Origin of the sequence: Achromobacter xylosoxidans (assembly GCF_001457475.1) — a bacterium.
Taxonomy (GTDB): domain Bacteria; phylum Pseudomonadota; class Gammaproteobacteria; order Burkholderiales; family Burkholderiaceae_B; genus Achromobacter; species Achromobacter xylosoxidans.
In genome coordinates, this window is the sequence record NZ_LN831029.1 from 3,168,144 (window position 1) to 3,183,270 (window position 15,127).

The 15,127-nt window shown below is 69.6% G+C and carries 18 protein-coding genes; 12 read left to right on the top strand and 6 right to left on the bottom strand.

Going from position 1 to position 15,127, the window contains the following annotated elements; translation table 11 throughout:
• The first annotated feature begins 53 nt into the window (after window positions 1-53).
• Window positions 54-401, top strand: a complete 348-nt coding sequence (locus AT699_RS14285) for a hypothetical protein (protein WP_006384221.1) — start codon at window positions 54-56, stop codon at window positions 399-401.
• Window positions 402-514: 113 nt separating this feature from the next.
• Here AT699_RS14285 and AT699_RS14290 read toward each other — a convergent pair whose 3' ends face one another.
• Window positions 515-1,249, bottom strand: a complete 735-nt coding sequence (locus AT699_RS14290; RefSeq protein ID WP_006384220.1) for a GntR family transcriptional regulator — start codon at window positions 1,247-1,249, stop codon at window positions 515-517.
• 218 nt (window positions 1,250-1,467) lie between these two features.
• On the opposite strand from AT699_RS14290, the gene AT699_RS14295 reads away from it, so the two are divergent.
• From AT699_RS14295 to AT699_RS14340, 10 genes are all read left to right on the top strand, one after another.
• Window positions 1,468-2,319: a fumarylacetoacetate hydrolase family protein gene (locus tag AT699_RS14295; protein ID WP_024068858.1), complete on the top strand. Its 852-nt coding sequence runs from the start codon at window positions 1,468-1,470 to the stop codon at window positions 2,317-2,319.
• A gap of 16 nt (window positions 2,320-2,335) precedes the next feature.
• Window positions 2,336-3,334 carry an ornithine cyclodeaminase family protein gene (locus tag AT699_RS14300; RefSeq protein WP_024068859.1) on the top strand — a complete coding sequence of 333 codons (999 nt, stop codon included), beginning with the start codon at window positions 2,336-2,338 and terminating at the stop codon, window positions 3,332-3,334.
• A 67-nt stretch (window positions 3,335-3,401) separates the two neighbouring features.
• Window positions 3,402-4,502, top strand: coding sequence for a cupin domain-containing protein (locus AT699_RS14305; protein ID WP_024068860.1), 1,101 nt, complete (start codon window positions 3,402-3,404; stop codon window positions 4,500-4,502).
• A gap of 28 nt (window positions 4,503-4,530) precedes the next feature.
• The gene (locus AT699_RS14310; protein WP_006384216.1) at window positions 4,531-5,022 is read left to right on the top strand and encodes an aromatic-ring-hydroxylating dioxygenase subunit beta; all 492 of its coding nucleotides are present in this window, start codon (window positions 4,531-4,533) and stop codon (window positions 5,020-5,022) included.
• Between the two features lie 22 nt (window positions 5,023-5,044).
• Entirely contained in the window at window positions 5,045-6,313 is a 1,269-nt protein-coding gene (locus tag AT699_RS14315; RefSeq protein WP_024068861.1) for an aromatic ring-hydroxylating dioxygenase subunit alpha, read from the top strand.
• Window positions 6,314-6,315: 2 nt separating this feature from the next.
• Entirely contained in the window at window positions 6,316-6,636 is a 321-nt protein-coding gene (locus AT699_RS14320) for a non-heme iron oxygenase ferredoxin subunit (protein WP_053501412.1), read from the top strand.
• A complete protein-coding gene (locus AT699_RS14325; RefSeq protein WP_024068863.1) occupies window positions 6,633-7,859 on the top strand; it encodes an NAD(P)/FAD-dependent oxidoreductase in 1,227 nt (408 codons plus the stop codon). Before AT699_RS14320 ends, AT699_RS14325 begins: the two co-directional genes overlap by 4 nt.
• An 18-nt stretch (window positions 7,860-7,877) precedes the next feature.
• Window positions 7,878-8,285 (top strand): nuclear transport factor 2 family protein, encoded by a 408-nt coding sequence (locus AT699_RS14330; protein WP_024068864.1) that lies wholly within the window; start codon window positions 7,878-7,880, stop codon window positions 8,283-8,285.
• Between the two features lie 49 nt (window positions 8,286-8,334).
• The gene (gene hpaH, locus AT699_RS14335; RefSeq protein ID WP_006384357.1) at window positions 8,335-9,135 is read left to right on the top strand and encodes a 2-oxo-hept-4-ene-1,7-dioate hydratase; all 801 of its coding nucleotides are present in this window, start codon (window positions 8,335-8,337) and stop codon (window positions 9,133-9,135) included.
• A 101-nt stretch (window positions 9,136-9,236) separates the two neighbouring features.
• Entirely contained in the window at window positions 9,237-10,217 is a 981-nt protein-coding gene (locus AT699_RS14340) for a Bug family tripartite tricarboxylate transporter substrate binding protein (RefSeq protein WP_006384358.1), read from the top strand.
• A gap of 71 nt (window positions 10,218-10,288) precedes the next feature.
• Here the strand turns inward: AT699_RS14340 and AT699_RS14345 are convergent, their stop codons facing one another.
• The 3 genes from AT699_RS14345 to AT699_RS14355 form a co-directional block, all read right to left on the bottom strand.
• Window positions 10,289-10,762, bottom strand: a complete 474-nt coding sequence (locus AT699_RS14345) for a DUF2269 family protein (RefSeq protein WP_006384359.1) — start codon at window positions 10,760-10,762, stop codon at window positions 10,289-10,291.
• Entirely contained in the window at window positions 10,759-12,015 is a 1,257-nt protein-coding gene (locus AT699_RS14350; protein ID WP_024068865.1) for an SDR family oxidoreductase, read from the bottom strand. Before AT699_RS14350 ends, AT699_RS14345 begins: the two co-directional genes overlap by 4 nt.
• 111 nt (window positions 12,016-12,126) lie before the next feature.
• Window positions 12,127-12,657, bottom strand: coding sequence for a GbsR/MarR family transcriptional regulator (locus tag AT699_RS14355; protein WP_006384361.1), 531 nt, complete (start codon window positions 12,655-12,657; stop codon window positions 12,127-12,129).
• 78 nt (window positions 12,658-12,735) lie between these two features.
• Here AT699_RS14355 and AT699_RS14360 point away from each other — a divergent pair, with 78 nt between their 5' ends.
• The gene (locus AT699_RS14360) at window positions 12,736-13,203 is read left to right on the top strand and encodes a DUF6389 family protein (RefSeq protein WP_024068866.1); all 468 of its coding nucleotides are present in this window, start codon (window positions 12,736-12,738) and stop codon (window positions 13,201-13,203) included.
• A gap of 95 nt (window positions 13,204-13,298) precedes the next feature.
• On the opposite strand, the gene AT699_RS14365 is transcribed toward AT699_RS14360, so the two are convergent.
• Both AT699_RS14365 and AT699_RS14370 read right to left on the bottom strand, forming a co-directional pair.
• Window positions 13,299-13,925, bottom strand: a complete 627-nt coding sequence (locus AT699_RS14365; RefSeq protein WP_006384363.1) for a glutathione S-transferase family protein — start codon at window positions 13,923-13,925, stop codon at window positions 13,299-13,301.
• A 175-nt stretch (window positions 13,926-14,100) separates the two neighbouring features.
• A complete protein-coding gene (locus AT699_RS14370; protein ID WP_058207314.1) occupies window positions 14,101-15,072 on the bottom strand; it encodes a LysR family transcriptional regulator in 972 nt (323 codons plus the stop codon).
• Between the last annotated feature and the right edge of the window lie 55 nt (window positions 15,073-15,127).

Genomic DNA, 15,127 nt, shown 5'->3' on the forward strand with positions numbered 1-15,127 from the left:
GGTAATAGGGGTTGTCCCGAGGGCCGGTCCCCGGGCCGCGTAAAATCGCGGCCATGCTTCCCACTCAAGTCATCGTTGCGCTGCTCGTGCTGCAGCTTGCCCTGGTCGTTCCGCTGGTCGCCGTCGTGATCCAGCTGCTGCGCTTGTTCCACTGGCGTTTCCGGGCCGATCCGCAGGCCCGCGGCGAACGCCCGCATTTCACCGGTCCGGTGCTGGCGCTGCTGTTCAGCGCGCTGGCCGCCAGCGACTTCATCGGCTACGAGCCGTTTCCCACGCTGTCGCGCCTGAATCCCGTGCCGCTGGGGGCGCGCGCCTACTTCACGGTGGCGATGCTGGCGCTGGCGGTATGGTGCTGGGCCTACGCCGGCGCCATCCGCGAGCGCGTGCGCCGACTGTTCTGAACGCAGTCTTGCCTGTGGCGGCCGCATCGGGCCGCCGTTTGGATGCGTCGCCCCGGCCCGCATCAGGCCGGCGGGCAGCCCCCAGGCCTCGCGCTCAAACCGGCGGCGCGGCCCTAGGCCGCCGCGCTGTCGGCCGGCAGCGCCGGCCCCGACACCCCACCGCGCAGCGATTCCAGCAGCACGCGCTTGTTCTCGCGGCTGCGGTAGGCGTGTTCGCGCATCAGGTTCTCGGCGCGCGCGGCTTCGCGCCGCGTAATCGCCCGCAGCAGGTCCTCGTGGTCCGATTGCGCCCGCAGCACGAAGGGCGTCTCCAGCAGGGAAGGGGTGGACGGCAGCGTCAGTGCGGCGGGGCCGGCCAGCGGCGTCTTGTTGTTGTGTTCCAGCGCCGACAGCAGGGCGCGGTTGCCGGCCGCTTCGCACAGGATCTCGTGGAAGCGGCGGTTGATCTGGCCCCAGGCGCGCGCATCCACCGTGGCCTTGGGGTCGCGCCGCGCCGGCGCCAGCAGGGCGCGGCCTTCCTCCACCGCCTGCGACAACTGTTCCAGCACCTCGGCGCTGGCGCCGCGCTCGGCCAGCAGCCGCGCCGCCATGCCTTCCAGCACCCCACGCACTTCGACCGCGTCGCCGATTTCGTCGACGGTGAAGGCCCGCACGCGAAAGCCGCGCGAGGGCAGGCGCTCCAGCAGGCCTTCCTTTTCCAGCTCGGTCAGGGCGATGCGCAGCGGCGTGCGTGACACGCCCAGGCGCGCCGAGAACTGCAGTTCCACCACGCGTTCGCCGGGTTGCAGGGCGCCGGAAAGCACCATGTCCCGGAGTTCGGAAATCACTTTGTCGATCTGAGCGGCCATAGCGGATCGTCGGCTGAAACGTATCTGAAGGGGCCTCCAGTGTACCTACAAAATTGCATGCAATTGCACATCAAAAAAACAATACGACCTTGCGATTTATCAAAATTGCATGCAATAATTCGAAAAAACAGCGGTCATGGCACTTAAAAGCCACTGAATGCATGCAATGCGTCACTCAATTGCATGCCAGGAGCACCGCCCACAGGACAGGAGACAAGATGAAGCTGATCAGCTTCGAGCACGCGGGCCAGCCGGCCTGGGGCATGCTGCGCGACGCCGAGGTCGTGCCGTTGACGCGGTACTGGCCCGACCTGGCCACGGCCCTGGCGGCGGGGGTGGCGCAGATCGCGCAAGCGGCCGCGCGGCACGAAGGCCCCGGCATCGCGCTGGCGGACCTGCAATGGCTGCCGCCGGTGCCGGCGCCGCGCAAGATCCTCTGCGTCGGCCTGAACTACGGCCGCCACGTGGCCGAGGCCGGGCGCGAGCTGCCGCGCCATCCCTCGCTGTTCGCCCGCTATCCCGACAGCTTCGTCGGCCACGGCGCGCCGGTCTGGAAGCCGCGCGCCTCCGAGCGCTTTGACTACGAGGGCGAACTGGCGGTGGTGATCGGGCGGGCAGGGCGCCACATCGCGGCGCGCGACGCCCTGGCCCACGTGGCCGGCTACACCTGCATGGCCGAAAACTCGGTGCGCGACTTCCAGAAGCACAACGCCCAGGTCACGCCCGGCAAGAACTTCGAGCGCAGCGGCGCGATCGGCCCCTGGCTGGTCACCGCCGACGAGATCGGCGACCCCGCGCGCCTGCGGATCGAGACGCGCCTGAACGGCGAGCCCGTGCAGCAGGGCGAGCTGGCCGACCTGATCTTCCCCATTCCAGAACTGATCGCCTACATCAGCGCGTTCACCCCGCTGGCCCCCGGCGACGTGATCGCCACCGGCACGCCCGAAGGCGTCGGCGCCAGCCGCCAGCCGCCGCGCTTTTTGGCGGCCGGCGACACGCTGGAGATCGAGGTGCCGGGCGTCGGCACGCTGCGCAACACGGTGGCGGACGAACCCGTCCACCCTCAATGAAACGAAGGACACAGGCATGACCGAAGCACTGCGGTATCTCACCGAAAAAGACGTGGTGGCGGCGCTGACCATCCCGCGCGCCATCGAGGCGCTGCAGCGCATGCTGGTGGCGCAGGCGCGCGACGGGGCGCGCAACGTGCCCAAGGCGCTGGCCACCTGGGGCGACGGCAGCTCGATGCATGCATTGGGCTCGGTGCAGCCCGGCCCCGGCGGTTATGCCGGCTTCAAGACCTGGGTCCACACCAAGGCGGGCGGCGGGTCGCTGTTCAGCCTGTTCGATGCCGACACCGGCCTGTTGCGGGCGGTGATCGAAGCGCGCGCGCTGGGCATGTTGCGCACCGCCGCCATCAGCGGCGTGGCCACCCGCGCCCTGGCGCCCGCGAGCGCTACGCAGGCCGCCCTGATCGGCACCGGCCCGCAGGCAGTGACGCAACTGGCCGCATTGGCCGCGGTGCGCAAGCTGCGGCGCGTGCGGGTTTACAGCCCGACGCCGGCAAAGCGCCGCGCCTTCGTCGATGCCGTGTCCGGCAAGTACGCCTTCACGATCGAGGAATCGCCCACGCTGGAACACGCGCTGGCCGGCGCCGAGATCGTCACGCTGATCACGCGTGCCGTCGAGCCGTTCGTCGACGCGGCCCAACTGGCCGACTGCCGCCACCTGAACGCGGTGGGCGCGATCCTGCCGGCCAAGGCCGAGTTCGCCCAGGACGTGTTCGAGCGCGCCGACCGCGTGGTGGTGGACGACCTGGAAAACGCCCGGCGCGGTTCGCGCGAGTTGCGCGAACGCTATGGCGCGGACGGCGCGCCCTGGGACGGCGTGGCGGTGTTGGGCGACCTGCTGGCACGCGGCGAGACCCGCGCGCCGGATGCGCGGCTGACGCTGTTCAAGGGCATGGGCATGGGCCTGTCGGACCTGGCGATGGCGCAGGTGGCGTACGAACACGCTCGCGACCGTGGCCTGGGCGTTGCCTTGCCGCCGCAGACCCGCGACAACCTGCTGCTGGCGCAGCCCTGATTTCGATTACCCCCTTCAAAGCATCATGACGCCGGCGCGCACCGCCCGCCGGCCACAGGAGACAGACATGTTCGTCGACGTCAGCGGGGCCGCGCCCCGCGAACAGAACAAATGGCCATCGATCGTGATCCCCAAGGAAGCGATCGACCTGGAGATCGCCCGCCTGATCGACGCGCCGCGCCCCGACAACGGCCGCCGTGCGTCCCTCATCGTGCATCCGCAGGCAACGGCGCCCGGCCTGGGCCTGGCTCCCGGCACGGATGTCACCATCAACGTCGTCAATCCCGGCGAACGCACCTTCAACCTGCGCAAGAACTCCAACATGCTGGAGATCTGTATCAGCGGCGCAGGCGTGGCCACGGTGGCCGGCCGCGACATCGCGGTGAGCCGCTGGGACGTGTGGAACACGCCTGCGATGCAGGTGCATTCGTACCGCAACGAAGGCAATACTCCCTGGGTGCGGCTGTCGTACTCGAACGCGCCGCTGCTGGAAAAGCTGGAGATCCACTACGTCGAGGAATTCGAGGGCGACGTGCCGCCGGCCGACGCCAACACCCGCCCGGCGCCCGCGCGCTCGCCCGAGTCGGTCCGCGCGCGTGACCTGGCGCTGCGCGAACAGATCACGCCGGAAGGCGCCTGGCTGATGGGCTACGAGTGGCTGATCGACATCGACGTGCTCGAATCGAAGGCGCTGCACTGGCCCTGGGCGGCGGTCTCGCGCCACCTGCCCAGCGTCGAGGACATGGCGCGCGGCTACAACGGCCGGCGCCTGTTCGTGCTGTACAACCCGGCCACCGAGCGCCGCATCGGCACCACCCACAGCTTCTTCGCCACCATCTCGTCGTCGCCGCCGGACAACCACCACGTGCCGCACCGCCACAGCTCGTCGGCCATCAACTACTACCTGCGCGGCAACGGCTACAGCAAGGTCAACGGCGTGCGGCTGGACTGGAAGGCCGGCGACCTGATCCTGTCGGCGCCCGGCTGGGCCATGCATTCGCACCACTCGGGCACCGAGACCACCTCGGCCCTGACGGTGCAGGACCATCCCTTGCAGATCGCCATGGAATCGCTGATCTGGCAGGAGCGCATGCAGGAACCGATCCTGGCGCTCGGCAGCCAGAGCGGCTTCGAAAGCAACCTGGCGCAACTGGCCGCCGCGTCCTGAACGCGCCCGCCGCATCCCGGAAATTCCCATGACCCAGATCCAACTGCCCGACGACACCTCGCTGCGCGCCCGCCTGCGCGACTTCTACGACGACTACGCCTACTGCCTGGACGAAGACCGGCTGGAGGAGTGGCCGGACTTCTTCACCGAGGACTGCCATTACCGCGTGCTGTCGCGCGAGAACCATGACGCCGGCCTGCCGCTCGGCCTGATCTATTGCATGAACAAGAACATGCTGCGCGACCGCGTCACCGCGCTGCGCGAGACCACCATGTTCGAGCCGCGCTCGCTGCGCCACTTCATCAGCGGCGTGCGCGTCATCCAGGCGCAGGGCGAGCGCATCGTGGCCCAGGCCAACTTCGCCGTGATGGAGTCGCTGTCCGACCGCGAACCCACGCTGAACATGGTGGGCCGCTACCTGGACGAGCTGCGCCTGACGCCGCAGGGCCCATTGCTGACCCGCCGCGACTGCGTCTACGACAACTACCGCGTGCGCACCTCGCTCATCGTTCCCCTCTGATCCCGCTGCCAGGAAACCCGCCATGACCTGTTCCGATTCCGCCGTGCTGGAAACTCCCGCCGCGGCCCCCATCCATATCGAGCGCCGCTGGCCCAAGGAGGGCTACACGCGCATTCCCAACTGGGTCTACACCGACCCGGCCATTTTCCAAAAGGAGATGGACGTCTTCTTCGGTGGCCGCACCTGGAACTACGTCGGCCTGGAGTGCGAGGTGCCCGAGACCGGCTGCTACAAGCGCAACTGGATCGGCAACCGCCCGGTCATCATGGTGCGCACCGAGAGCGGCGAGATCAACGTGCTGGAGAACCGCTGCGCCCACCGCGGCGCGCAGATCTGCTGGAAGAACACCGGGCAGGTGAGCGACTTCACCTGCCCGTATCACCAGTGGAACTACGACCTGGATGGCAACCTGCAGGGCGTGCCGTTCCGCCGCGGCGCCATGGGCAAGGGCGGCATGCCGCGCGATTTCGATCCCAAGCAGAACGGCATCCGCAAGCTGCGCAGCGTCAACCGCGGCGGCTCGATCTGGGCGACGTTCGCCGACGATGCGCCCAGTTTCGAGGACTACTGCGGCCCCGAGGTGCTGGCCGAGATCGACCACATGCTGCCGGGCAAGAAGCTCAAGCTGCTGGGCTACAGCCGCCAGCTCATTCCCAGCAACTGGAAGATGTACCTGGAGAACCTGAAGGACCCATACCACGCCACCTTGCTGCACACCTTCTACATCACCTTCGGCCTGTGGCGCGCGGACTCCAAGTCCGAATGCATTCCCACCGGCGGCGGCGCGCACAGCGTGATGGTGTCGCACAACGAGGGCAAGAAGAAGACCGAGGCCACCAGCGAAATGAGCCGCTTTCGCGACGACCTGGAGCTGCTCGACCTGGAAACCGTGACCCCGCGCGCCGAATTCAACCGCGGCCGGGTCGGCGGCGCCTGGGTCTTTCCCGCCGCGCAGTTCGGCATCCAGGCCAATTCGCTCAAGACCCGCCACGTGATTCCGCGCAGCCCGACCGAGCACGAACTCGTCTTCACCTACTACGGCTACGAGGACGATGACGAGGAAATGACCCGCCTGCGCCTGAAGCACGCCAACCTGCTGGGCCCGGCCGGCTTCGTCTCGATGGACGACAGCGAGATGCTGAACCAGGTGCAGATCGGCGTCACCGGCTACCCCGAGGCGCGCGGCATCGTCGAGATGGGCGGGCGCGACACCGAGCCGGCCGACTACATGGTGACCGAAGTGCTGATCCGCTCGTTCTACGACTACTACCGCAACGCGATGGGGCTGTGACCATGACGACCTGGACTCCGGTCGCCCAGGTGGGCGACATTTCCCCCGACACCGGCACGCTGCGCGTCGCGCTGGAGGGCGAGGCCGTGTGCGTGTACGACCTGCAGGGCGAGATCTGCGCCACCCAGGACCGCTGCCCGCACGGCAATGCCAGCCTGGCCGACGGCTACCTGGAGAACGGCACCATCGAATGCCCCTTGCACCAGGGCGTGTTCGACGTCCGCAGCGGCAAACCGCAATGTCCGCCCGTCACCGCCGACCTGCGGCGCTACGCGGTGCGGGTCGAGGCCGGCACCATCTACCTGAGCCCGGAGGCCGCGTGAGCGCCGGCGCCATCGTCATCGTCGGCGCGGGGCAGGCCGGCGGCTGGGCCGCGGCCACGCTGCGTGGCCGTGGCTACCGCGGCCGCATCGTGCTGCTGGGCGATGAGCCGCACCCGCCGTACGAGCGGCCGCCCCTGAGCAAGGCGGTGCTGGGCGGTCAGGCCGCGCCCGAGAGCACCGAGCTGTTTTCCCTAGAACGCCTGGCGGAACTGGATATCACGTTCCGGCCCGGCGTCGCGGCGACGCGGCTGTGGCCCGAGCGCCATCAGGTCGAGACGTCCGACGGCGCCATGCTCAGCTACGACAAACTGATCCTGTGCTCCGGCGGCCGTCCCATCGTGCCGGCCTTGCCCGGCGCCGACGGCCCCGCCGTCCATGTGCTGCGCACCCGCGACGATGCCTTGCGCCTGCGGGCCCGCCTGGGCCCCGGCCGCCGCATCGTCATCGCCGGCGGCGGCTGGATCGGCCTGGAAGTGGCCGCCACCGCGCGCCTGGCGGGCTGCGCCACCACGGTGCTGGAACAGGCGCCGCGCCTGTGCGCCCGCAGCGTGCCGCCCGGCGTCTCGGCCCACCTGGCGGCGTTGCACGCCGCGCAGGGCGTTTCGTTGCGCTTGAATGCCAGCCTGCGCGCGGTGCATGCGCGGCCCGAGGGCGGCTGCGTGGCCGAACTGGCGGACGGCAGCCGCCTGGAGGCGGACGCCGTGGTGCTGGGCGTCGGCATGCAGGCCAACGACGCCCTGGCGCGCGAGGCCGGCATCGCCTGCGAACGCGGCGTGCTGGTCGACGAATACTGCCGCACGTCGGCGCCCGATGTGCTGGCCGCGGGCGACGTGGCGGTAGCCACGCCCGCCGGCGGCGGACCCATCCGCCTCGAATCCTGGCAGAACGCGCAGGACCAGGGCGCGGCGGCGGCCTTGTCGGCGCTGGATGCGGGCCAGCCCTACCTGCCCAGCGGCGCGGTCTGGTCGGAACAGTACGACGCCATGGTGCAGATCGCCGGCTTTCCGGCGCGGGGCGGGCGCGAAGTCCTGCGGCCCCTGGCGGACGCGCGGGCGCTGCTGTCGGTGGCGCTGGACGAGGGCGGACGCGTGGTTGGCGCCGTGGCGGTGAACGCGGCGCGCGAACTGCGCCAGCTGCGCCAGTGGATCGCCCAGGGCACCCAGGTGGATCCCGCGCAACTGGCGCGCGCCGACGCGCCGCTGTCCAGCGCCCGGATCGGCTGACCCACGATGGAGAACCGAATGCAGACCGAACACGCCAAGGCCACCTGCGAGGCGGTCGTCCTGGCCTTTTTCCACGCGCTGGATACCCGGCGCCACGAGGCCGCCGCCGCGCTCATCGCGCCGGATGGCACCTGGCTGCGCCAGGGCCAGCTATTGACGGGACCGCGCGAAGTGCTGGCGGCCCTGGAGGCACGGCCGCCGCAGCGCACCACTTGCCATGTCATCACCAACCTGCGCCTGCTCGAATACGACGGGTCGCGGGCGATGATGGGCTATTTCCTCACCGCCTACGACAGCGATCCGCAAGTGCAGGGCGGGGCGCCGCGGCTGGTCGCCATCCGCGACTGCCAGGACCGCCTGGCCGTCCATGGCCAGGACTGGCTGCTGGCGGAAAAACGCAGCCGGCGCCATCTGCCGCCCGAATGACATCCCTCAAACCGTGCCCGAAAATCCCATGACACCCCAAGGAACCTCCATGGACGCCGCGACCATCAAGGCGCTGGCCCAGCGACTGGACCAGGCCGAACGCAGCCGTACCCAGGTGCGCCAGCTGTCGCTGGAACATCCCGACATCACCATCGCCGACGCCTACGCCATCCAGCGCGAATGGGTGGCGGCCAAGATCGCCGGCGGCCGCCGGCTGGTCGGCCACAAGATCGGCCTGACCTCGCGCGCCATGCAGCTGTCCTCGCAGATCGACGAGCCCGACTACGGCGCCTTGCTGGACGACATGCTGTTCGAGGACGGCGCCGAGATCCCGCACGACCGCTTCATCGTGCCGCGGGTCGAGGTCGAGCTGGCCTTCATCCTGGAGCGCCGCCTGCAAGGCCCGGGCGTGACGCTGTTCGACGTGCTGGACGCGGTGCGCTACGTGATCCCGGCGCTGGAAATCATCGACGCGCGTTCGCACCAGATCGACCCCGACAGCAAGCGGCCGCGCAAGGTCTTCGACACCATCGCCGACAACGCCGCCAACGCCGGCGTGGTGATGGGCGGCCGGCCGGTGCGGGTCGGTGAGGTGGATCTGCGCTGGGTCGGCGCCATGATGTCGCGCAATGCCGTGATCGAGGAAACCGGCCTGGCGGCGGGCGTGCTGAACCATCCCGCCAACGGCGTGGTGTGGCTGGCCAACAAGCTGGCCGGCTACGACGTCGCGCTGGAACCCGGCCAGATCATCCTGAGCGGCTCGTTCACGCGGCCGGTGTTCGCCCAGCGCGGCGACACCTTCCACGTGGACTACGGCGTGCTCGGCGCGGTCAGCTGCCGCTTCGTGTGACGCCGCCGGGAGCCCGTCGCGCCATTCCTTTTTTCGTTCCACGCGCGTCCGATACATCAAAACCAGCGGCCGCGCGCCCCGCACCCCCAAGGAGACAAACCATGATCCCCCTCAAGACCTCCATCGGCATCGCCGCCGCCTGCATGGCGCTGGCGGCCGGCCCCGCGCCGGCGCAGGCCGCCGACTGGCCCACCCATGCCATCACCCTGGTGGTGCCGTTCGCCGCCGGCGGCGGCGGCGATACCCTGGCGCGGCTGGTGGCCGAGCCGCTGTCGCGCGAACTCGGACAGTCCATCATCGTCGAGAACCGCCCGGGCGCCGGCGGCAACATCGGCACCGCCATCGCGGCGCGCGCCAACCCGGACGGCTATACGCTGTCCTACGGCACCAACGGCACCCAGGCCACCAACCACTGGCTCTACAAGTCGCCGGGATACGCGCCGGGCGACTTCGAGCCGGTCTCGCGCTTCACCGTCATCGCGGCCGCGCTGGTGGTCAACGCCACCGACGAGCGCTTCAAGTCGCTGGCGCAGCTGCTGGCCTACGCCAAGTCGCACCCGGGCGAACTGACCTGTGGCTCGGCCGGCAACGGCACCTCGTCGCACCTGGCCTGTGAACTGCTGAACCAGATGGCCGGGGTCAAGATCATGCACATCCCGTACAAGGGCGGCAGCGCCGCCATGACCGACCTGCTGGGCGGGCGCATTTCGCTGCTGATCGACGTCATGCCGAACGTGTCGGGGCAGATCGCCGCGGGCAAGCTGCGCGCGCTGGGCGTGACCACGCCGCAGCGCGTTGCGTCGAATCCCGACATCCCGACCTTGAGCGAGGCCGGCGTCAAGGGCTACGAGTTCTTCGCCTGGGACGGGCTGTATGCGCCCAAGGGCACGCCCGCCGCCATTCTCGACAAGCTGAACGCCGCCGTGAACCGCGCGCTGCAACGCCCCGAGGTGAAGCAGGCGCTGGAATCGCGCGGCGCGATCCCGTCGCCGACCTCGCGCCAGTCGCTGGCCGAATTCGGCGCCGAGGAATACACGCGGCTCGGCAAGGTCGTGAAAACGGCCGGCGCCGCCATCGACTGACGCGCCGCCGGGAATCCGCGCCGGCAGGGCGCGGATTCCCATGCCGAAAAGGGGGCAGGGCGGCCCCGTCCTCACAACGCCGGCTTGACCACCATCAGGAAATACACCGCCACCATCGCCAGGAACGCCGGGTAGCCCAGCCATTCCCAACAGCGCGCAAAGCGCCAGTAGCGCGCCGGCAGCGCCGTGGCGCCGGCCGTGTGGGCGCGGGCGGCCATCTTCGCCATTTCGTACTGCAACCACACCACCGGCAGCCAGCAGGCGCCGGCCAGCAGGTACAGCCCGATCGACACGGCGATCCACGGCGTGGTCCAGCTCCAGCCCGCCGCGTGCGCCAGCCACAGGCCGGTCAGCGGCTGCGCCACCACGGCGGGCGTGGTGAACCACAGGTCGGCCCGCACCACCAGGCGCGAGACCGCCGCGATCGCCGGCACCGAGCCGCTGCGGTTGGCGAAGAACAGGTAGAACGCGGTGCCAAAACCGGTGCCGACCAGCAACACCGACGACAGGATGTGCAGGGTCTTGATCGTGAGATAGGCGTTCATGATTGGGTTTCCTCGCTGAACAGGATGAATAGGAGCGCGACGACGGCGACGTTCTTCAGGAGCGGGCCGAACGGATGCCACAGGAATTCCGGCAAAGCCACCGCGATCACCGCGGAATAGCCCAGCACCAGGGCAAGCTGAGCGGCCCACAGCCGCCGGCCGGGTCGCCAGAGCGTGGCGACGCCGAACACGGCGTCCAGCGTGGCGGCCAGGTACAGCGCCGCCACGGCCACCGGGCCGTGCAGGCCGACCCGCGCCAGCAGCGCCAGGCTGTCGCCGGTCGGGTAGATAAAGGCGCTGCACAGCGCGGTCCACAGCCAGATCAGCGCCAGCGCGCCGCGCAGCAGGGCGGGGCGCCAGGCCGCCAGGGCCTGCTGGCGCAGGGCGGACGCTTCGTCCGGGCCGATGAAGGCGTCGATGCCGGCGGGCGGGCGTCCCAGCGCCCGCGCCGTGGCCGCCGGATCGCCGCTGTTGCCGGCGCGCAGCATGCGCCAGGTATCGCGCGTCAGGATCGAGCCGGGCAGACGGTCGCACAGCGCCGCGGTCCCGGCTACCAGCGCACCCGGCACGGTCAGCGTCCACGCTGGCGCAAAGCCCATTGATGTGCGATAGACCGCCAGCATGCGCTTGAAGGTGACCTCGGTGTCGCCCACCAGATCGAGCACCGCAGGCGCGTCGACCGCGCCGTTGACCAGGCGGACCACGATCTCGGCCAGGTCGTCGATGTGGATCGGACGCAGCGGCTGGCAGCCGCCGGCGGGCAGGGCATGCAGCGGCAGCGACGCCAATGCGCGAAAAAAGCGCGCCGACTCGCCTTGGGCGCCGTACACCAGCGCCGGCCTCAGGATGTGGTGGGCAATGGGCAGCGTGCGCAGATGGTCGTCGGCGGCGCGCTTGCTGCGGAAGTAAGCGGTGTCGCCGCCCTCGGCGCCCAGCGCCGACACTTGCAGCACCTGCCTGACGCCGGCCTGCGCGGCCGCCTCGAACAGCGCCACCGGGGCAAGGTGATGAAGCCGGTCGAAATCGCCGCGGTCGCCTTCGCGCAGGATGCCGACCGCGTTGATGACAACGTGGATGCCGCGCAGGCGGTCGACCCAGGCGGCCGGCGTCGTATCGACGCGATAGTCCACTGCGATCTCGTCGGCATGCCGCGCCCGCCGCACGCCCTTGAGGACCCGATGCCCGTCGCGCGCCAGCGCCTGGCACAACGCGTGGCCAATAAAGCCATTGGCACCGCATACCAGAATGTTCATGTGATCCGCCTCCGGCCGCATCGACCGCTTGGTTCTTTTATTTCTGTTATTTCTGTATAGACAGAAATAACAGGCCAAAAAAATGGCGGGACACGCGGTCCCGCCACGCCCTCACGCCTTGGTGCGGCGCATGGTCTTGCTGATCTTGGCCCCCATGCCCAGCGTCTTCATCAGCGTCTCGGGCTTCATGCGCAGCATTTCATCGGACCAGGTGGTGAGGATTTCCAGGAACGCCAGCGTCTCGCGCACGCGCTGCGCGGTCAGCGGGGTTTCGTCGGCCATCTCGGGGCTGGCGAGGGTGTCGCGCAGCATCGACAGGGTGGGGTCGATCTCGCGCTGGCGCCGGCCTTCGACGATCAGCTTGAACAATTCCCAGATGTCGGTGGAGGTCTCGAAATGGTCGCGGCGGTCGTCCATGACATGCACCACCTTGGCCAGCCGCCACGCCTGCAGTTCCTTGAGGCTGTTGCTGACGTTCGAGCGCGCCACGCCCAGCGTTTCGGCGATTTCCTCGGCGGGCGCGGGCCGGCCCAGCAGGTAGAGCAGGGCGTGGATCTGCGCCACGGTGCGGTTCACGCCCCAGCGCGAGCCCATTTCGCCCCAGTGGAGGATGAAGCGTTCGGCGATCGGAGTCAGTTTCATGCGGCCACTGTAGGTATTTCTGTTATTTCTGTCAAGACAGAAATAACAGAAATAGGCGCGATCCGCTAAGCTCGCGGCATGAACCCACGCGACTATCAATCCGCCTTGCGGCGTGAACTCGATGCCCACACCGACGCCGCGCTGCGCGTGCTGGCCGGCCTGTTCCCGCGCCTGCCCGAAAAAGCGCGCGAGATCCAGTTCGGCATCTTCCCCGACCAGGACGGCGAGGGCACGTTTTCCGTCGTCATCGGCCTGGACGGGCCCGACCTGTACGTGCTGAACAAGGCCATCGAAGGCCATCGGCACCTGTTCGACGTGGTGCACGGCGAAACCGGCCTGACGCCGCCGGTGCCGATGTTCGCGCGCGACCCCGGCTTCTGCGTGCAGGACGCCATCGCCGACACCGCGGCCGACTGGATCGAGGCCTTGTGGGAGCGGGGCGGCCGCGCGGTGTCGCCGCTGCCGGCCTGCATCTATGCGGACGAGGACTACGGCACGACCACGCCGCGCCGCCTGTCGGCGGACGCGGCGCCGGCCTTGCGCTGAGCCGGCCGGCGCGCCGCGCGCCTTGTTGGGACGCGCCTTGTTGGGACGTGCCTTGTCGGGACGCGACCTGTTCAGACGCCTTGTGCGGACCTGCCTTATTCGGCCTTGGCTTGCGCCAGCGCGCGCTGCACCGCCGGGCGCGCCGCGACCCGCGCCAGGTAGGCGGTCAGCGCCGGGAAGCGCGCCAGATCCACGCCGTCGCCCTCCAGCCAGCTGCCGATGGTGTAGAGATAGGCGTCGGCCACGCTGAAGCGTTCGCCCAGCGCCCACGGCCCGGCGATCTGCGATTCCAGGTAGGCGGCCACGGCCGTCATGGTTTCCGGCACTTTGGCGCGCATCGCCTCGTGCGCCGCCGGGTCGTCGGCCCAGCGCGCGCCGCGCCGCTTGTGCGCATGCGCCACGTGGGCGGTGGACGCCAGGTAGCTGTTCAGTTCCTGCAGGCGCGCGAACGCGAACGGATCGTCCAGCGGCGCCAGCCCGGCCGCCGGGAAGCGCTGCGCGACGAACGCCAGCAGCGCCGGGGTCTCGGTCAGCACGCCATGCTCGGTGGCCAGCGCCGGCACCCGCCCCTTGGGATTGACGCGCAGGAATTCCGGGCTCTGCTGCTGGCCCGCGCCGAAATCCAGCTTGACGACGTCGAATTCGGCGCCGGCTTCCTGCAAGGCGATGTGGGTGGCCAGGGCGCAGGTGCCCGGCGCGGTATAGAAGGTCCAACGAGACATGGCGTCCTCTTGGTGAAGGGAGGTGAAGGAAGGGTGAAGCGCACAGCCAGGCGGCCATTATCGCCAGAACCCCCGCCGCCGCCTACGGTTCGTGCCGTGCGCGGGCGGCAAGGTCGGACGGATTGCCCGATCCCGGGTCAAATGCGGCCGCCGATTCAGGGCGCGGTCAGCGCCGTCAGCGCGCCCGCGCCGCCAGCGGCGTGCGCGCCAGGAAGCGCTCGAACGCCTCCAGGTAGGCGGTCTCGGCCGCGCTCAGCTTGCGCTGCCGGTGCCAGGCCAGGTACACGTCGATCTCGGCCACGCTCTCGTTGGGCGGCAGGCGGCGCAATTCGCCGTTGACCACGTCGGGCACGATCAGGTGTTCCGGCAGGAAGCTCAGGCCGATGCCCGCCACCACCATGCGCCGCACTTCCTCGATGTGCGGCGAGGTGCCGACGATGCGGCCGGTGAAGCCCTGCTGGTCGCGGAAGATGGTCAGCGGCGACAGCGTGTCGCCGATCTGGTCGCTGGCGAAACAGACGAAGTTCTGGTCCATCAGGTCTTCGATGCCCACCCGCGGCCGCGAGAACAGCGGATGGCGCCGGCCACAGACCACCGCGTAATGGTGGCGCAGGAACAGCCGGCGCTCCAGCGCCTCGACCGGCTTGCGGCACAGGCACAGGCCCAGCGCGGGCACCCGCTTGGAAAGGGCGTCGAGGATGTCGGCGCTGGGCAGCACCTCGATGTGGAATTCGATGCGGGGATGGCGCTGGTGGAAGTCGGCCAGGAAGTCGTCGTAGGCCACGCTCTGGATGCGGCTCATGACCAGCAGCCGCAGCGTGCCGGCGACCTCGTGCCGGTCCTGCAGCGCGGCGGTCTCGATGCGCGCCATGGCGCCGTACATGTCGCGGGCGATGGCGTAGATTTCTTCGCCCAGCCCGGTCAGGCGGAATTCGCCATTGCGCCGGTGCAGCAGCATGCCGCCGACCGCATCCTCCAGCCGTTTCAAGGCCTGGCTGACCGCCGGCTGGCTCAGGTGCAGCGCCTGCGCCGCCCGGCCCACGCCGCGCGCCTGCACCACGAACATGAAGGTGCGCAGCAGGTTCCAGTCCATGCGCTCGGGCGCGAGCGACAGGGCGTGGGCGGGGCGGACGGGGGCAGGGCACATGGCGGCGTGGCGGATTCCGGCGAAAGGACAGGGCCGGTATCCGTCCGCCGCGCCG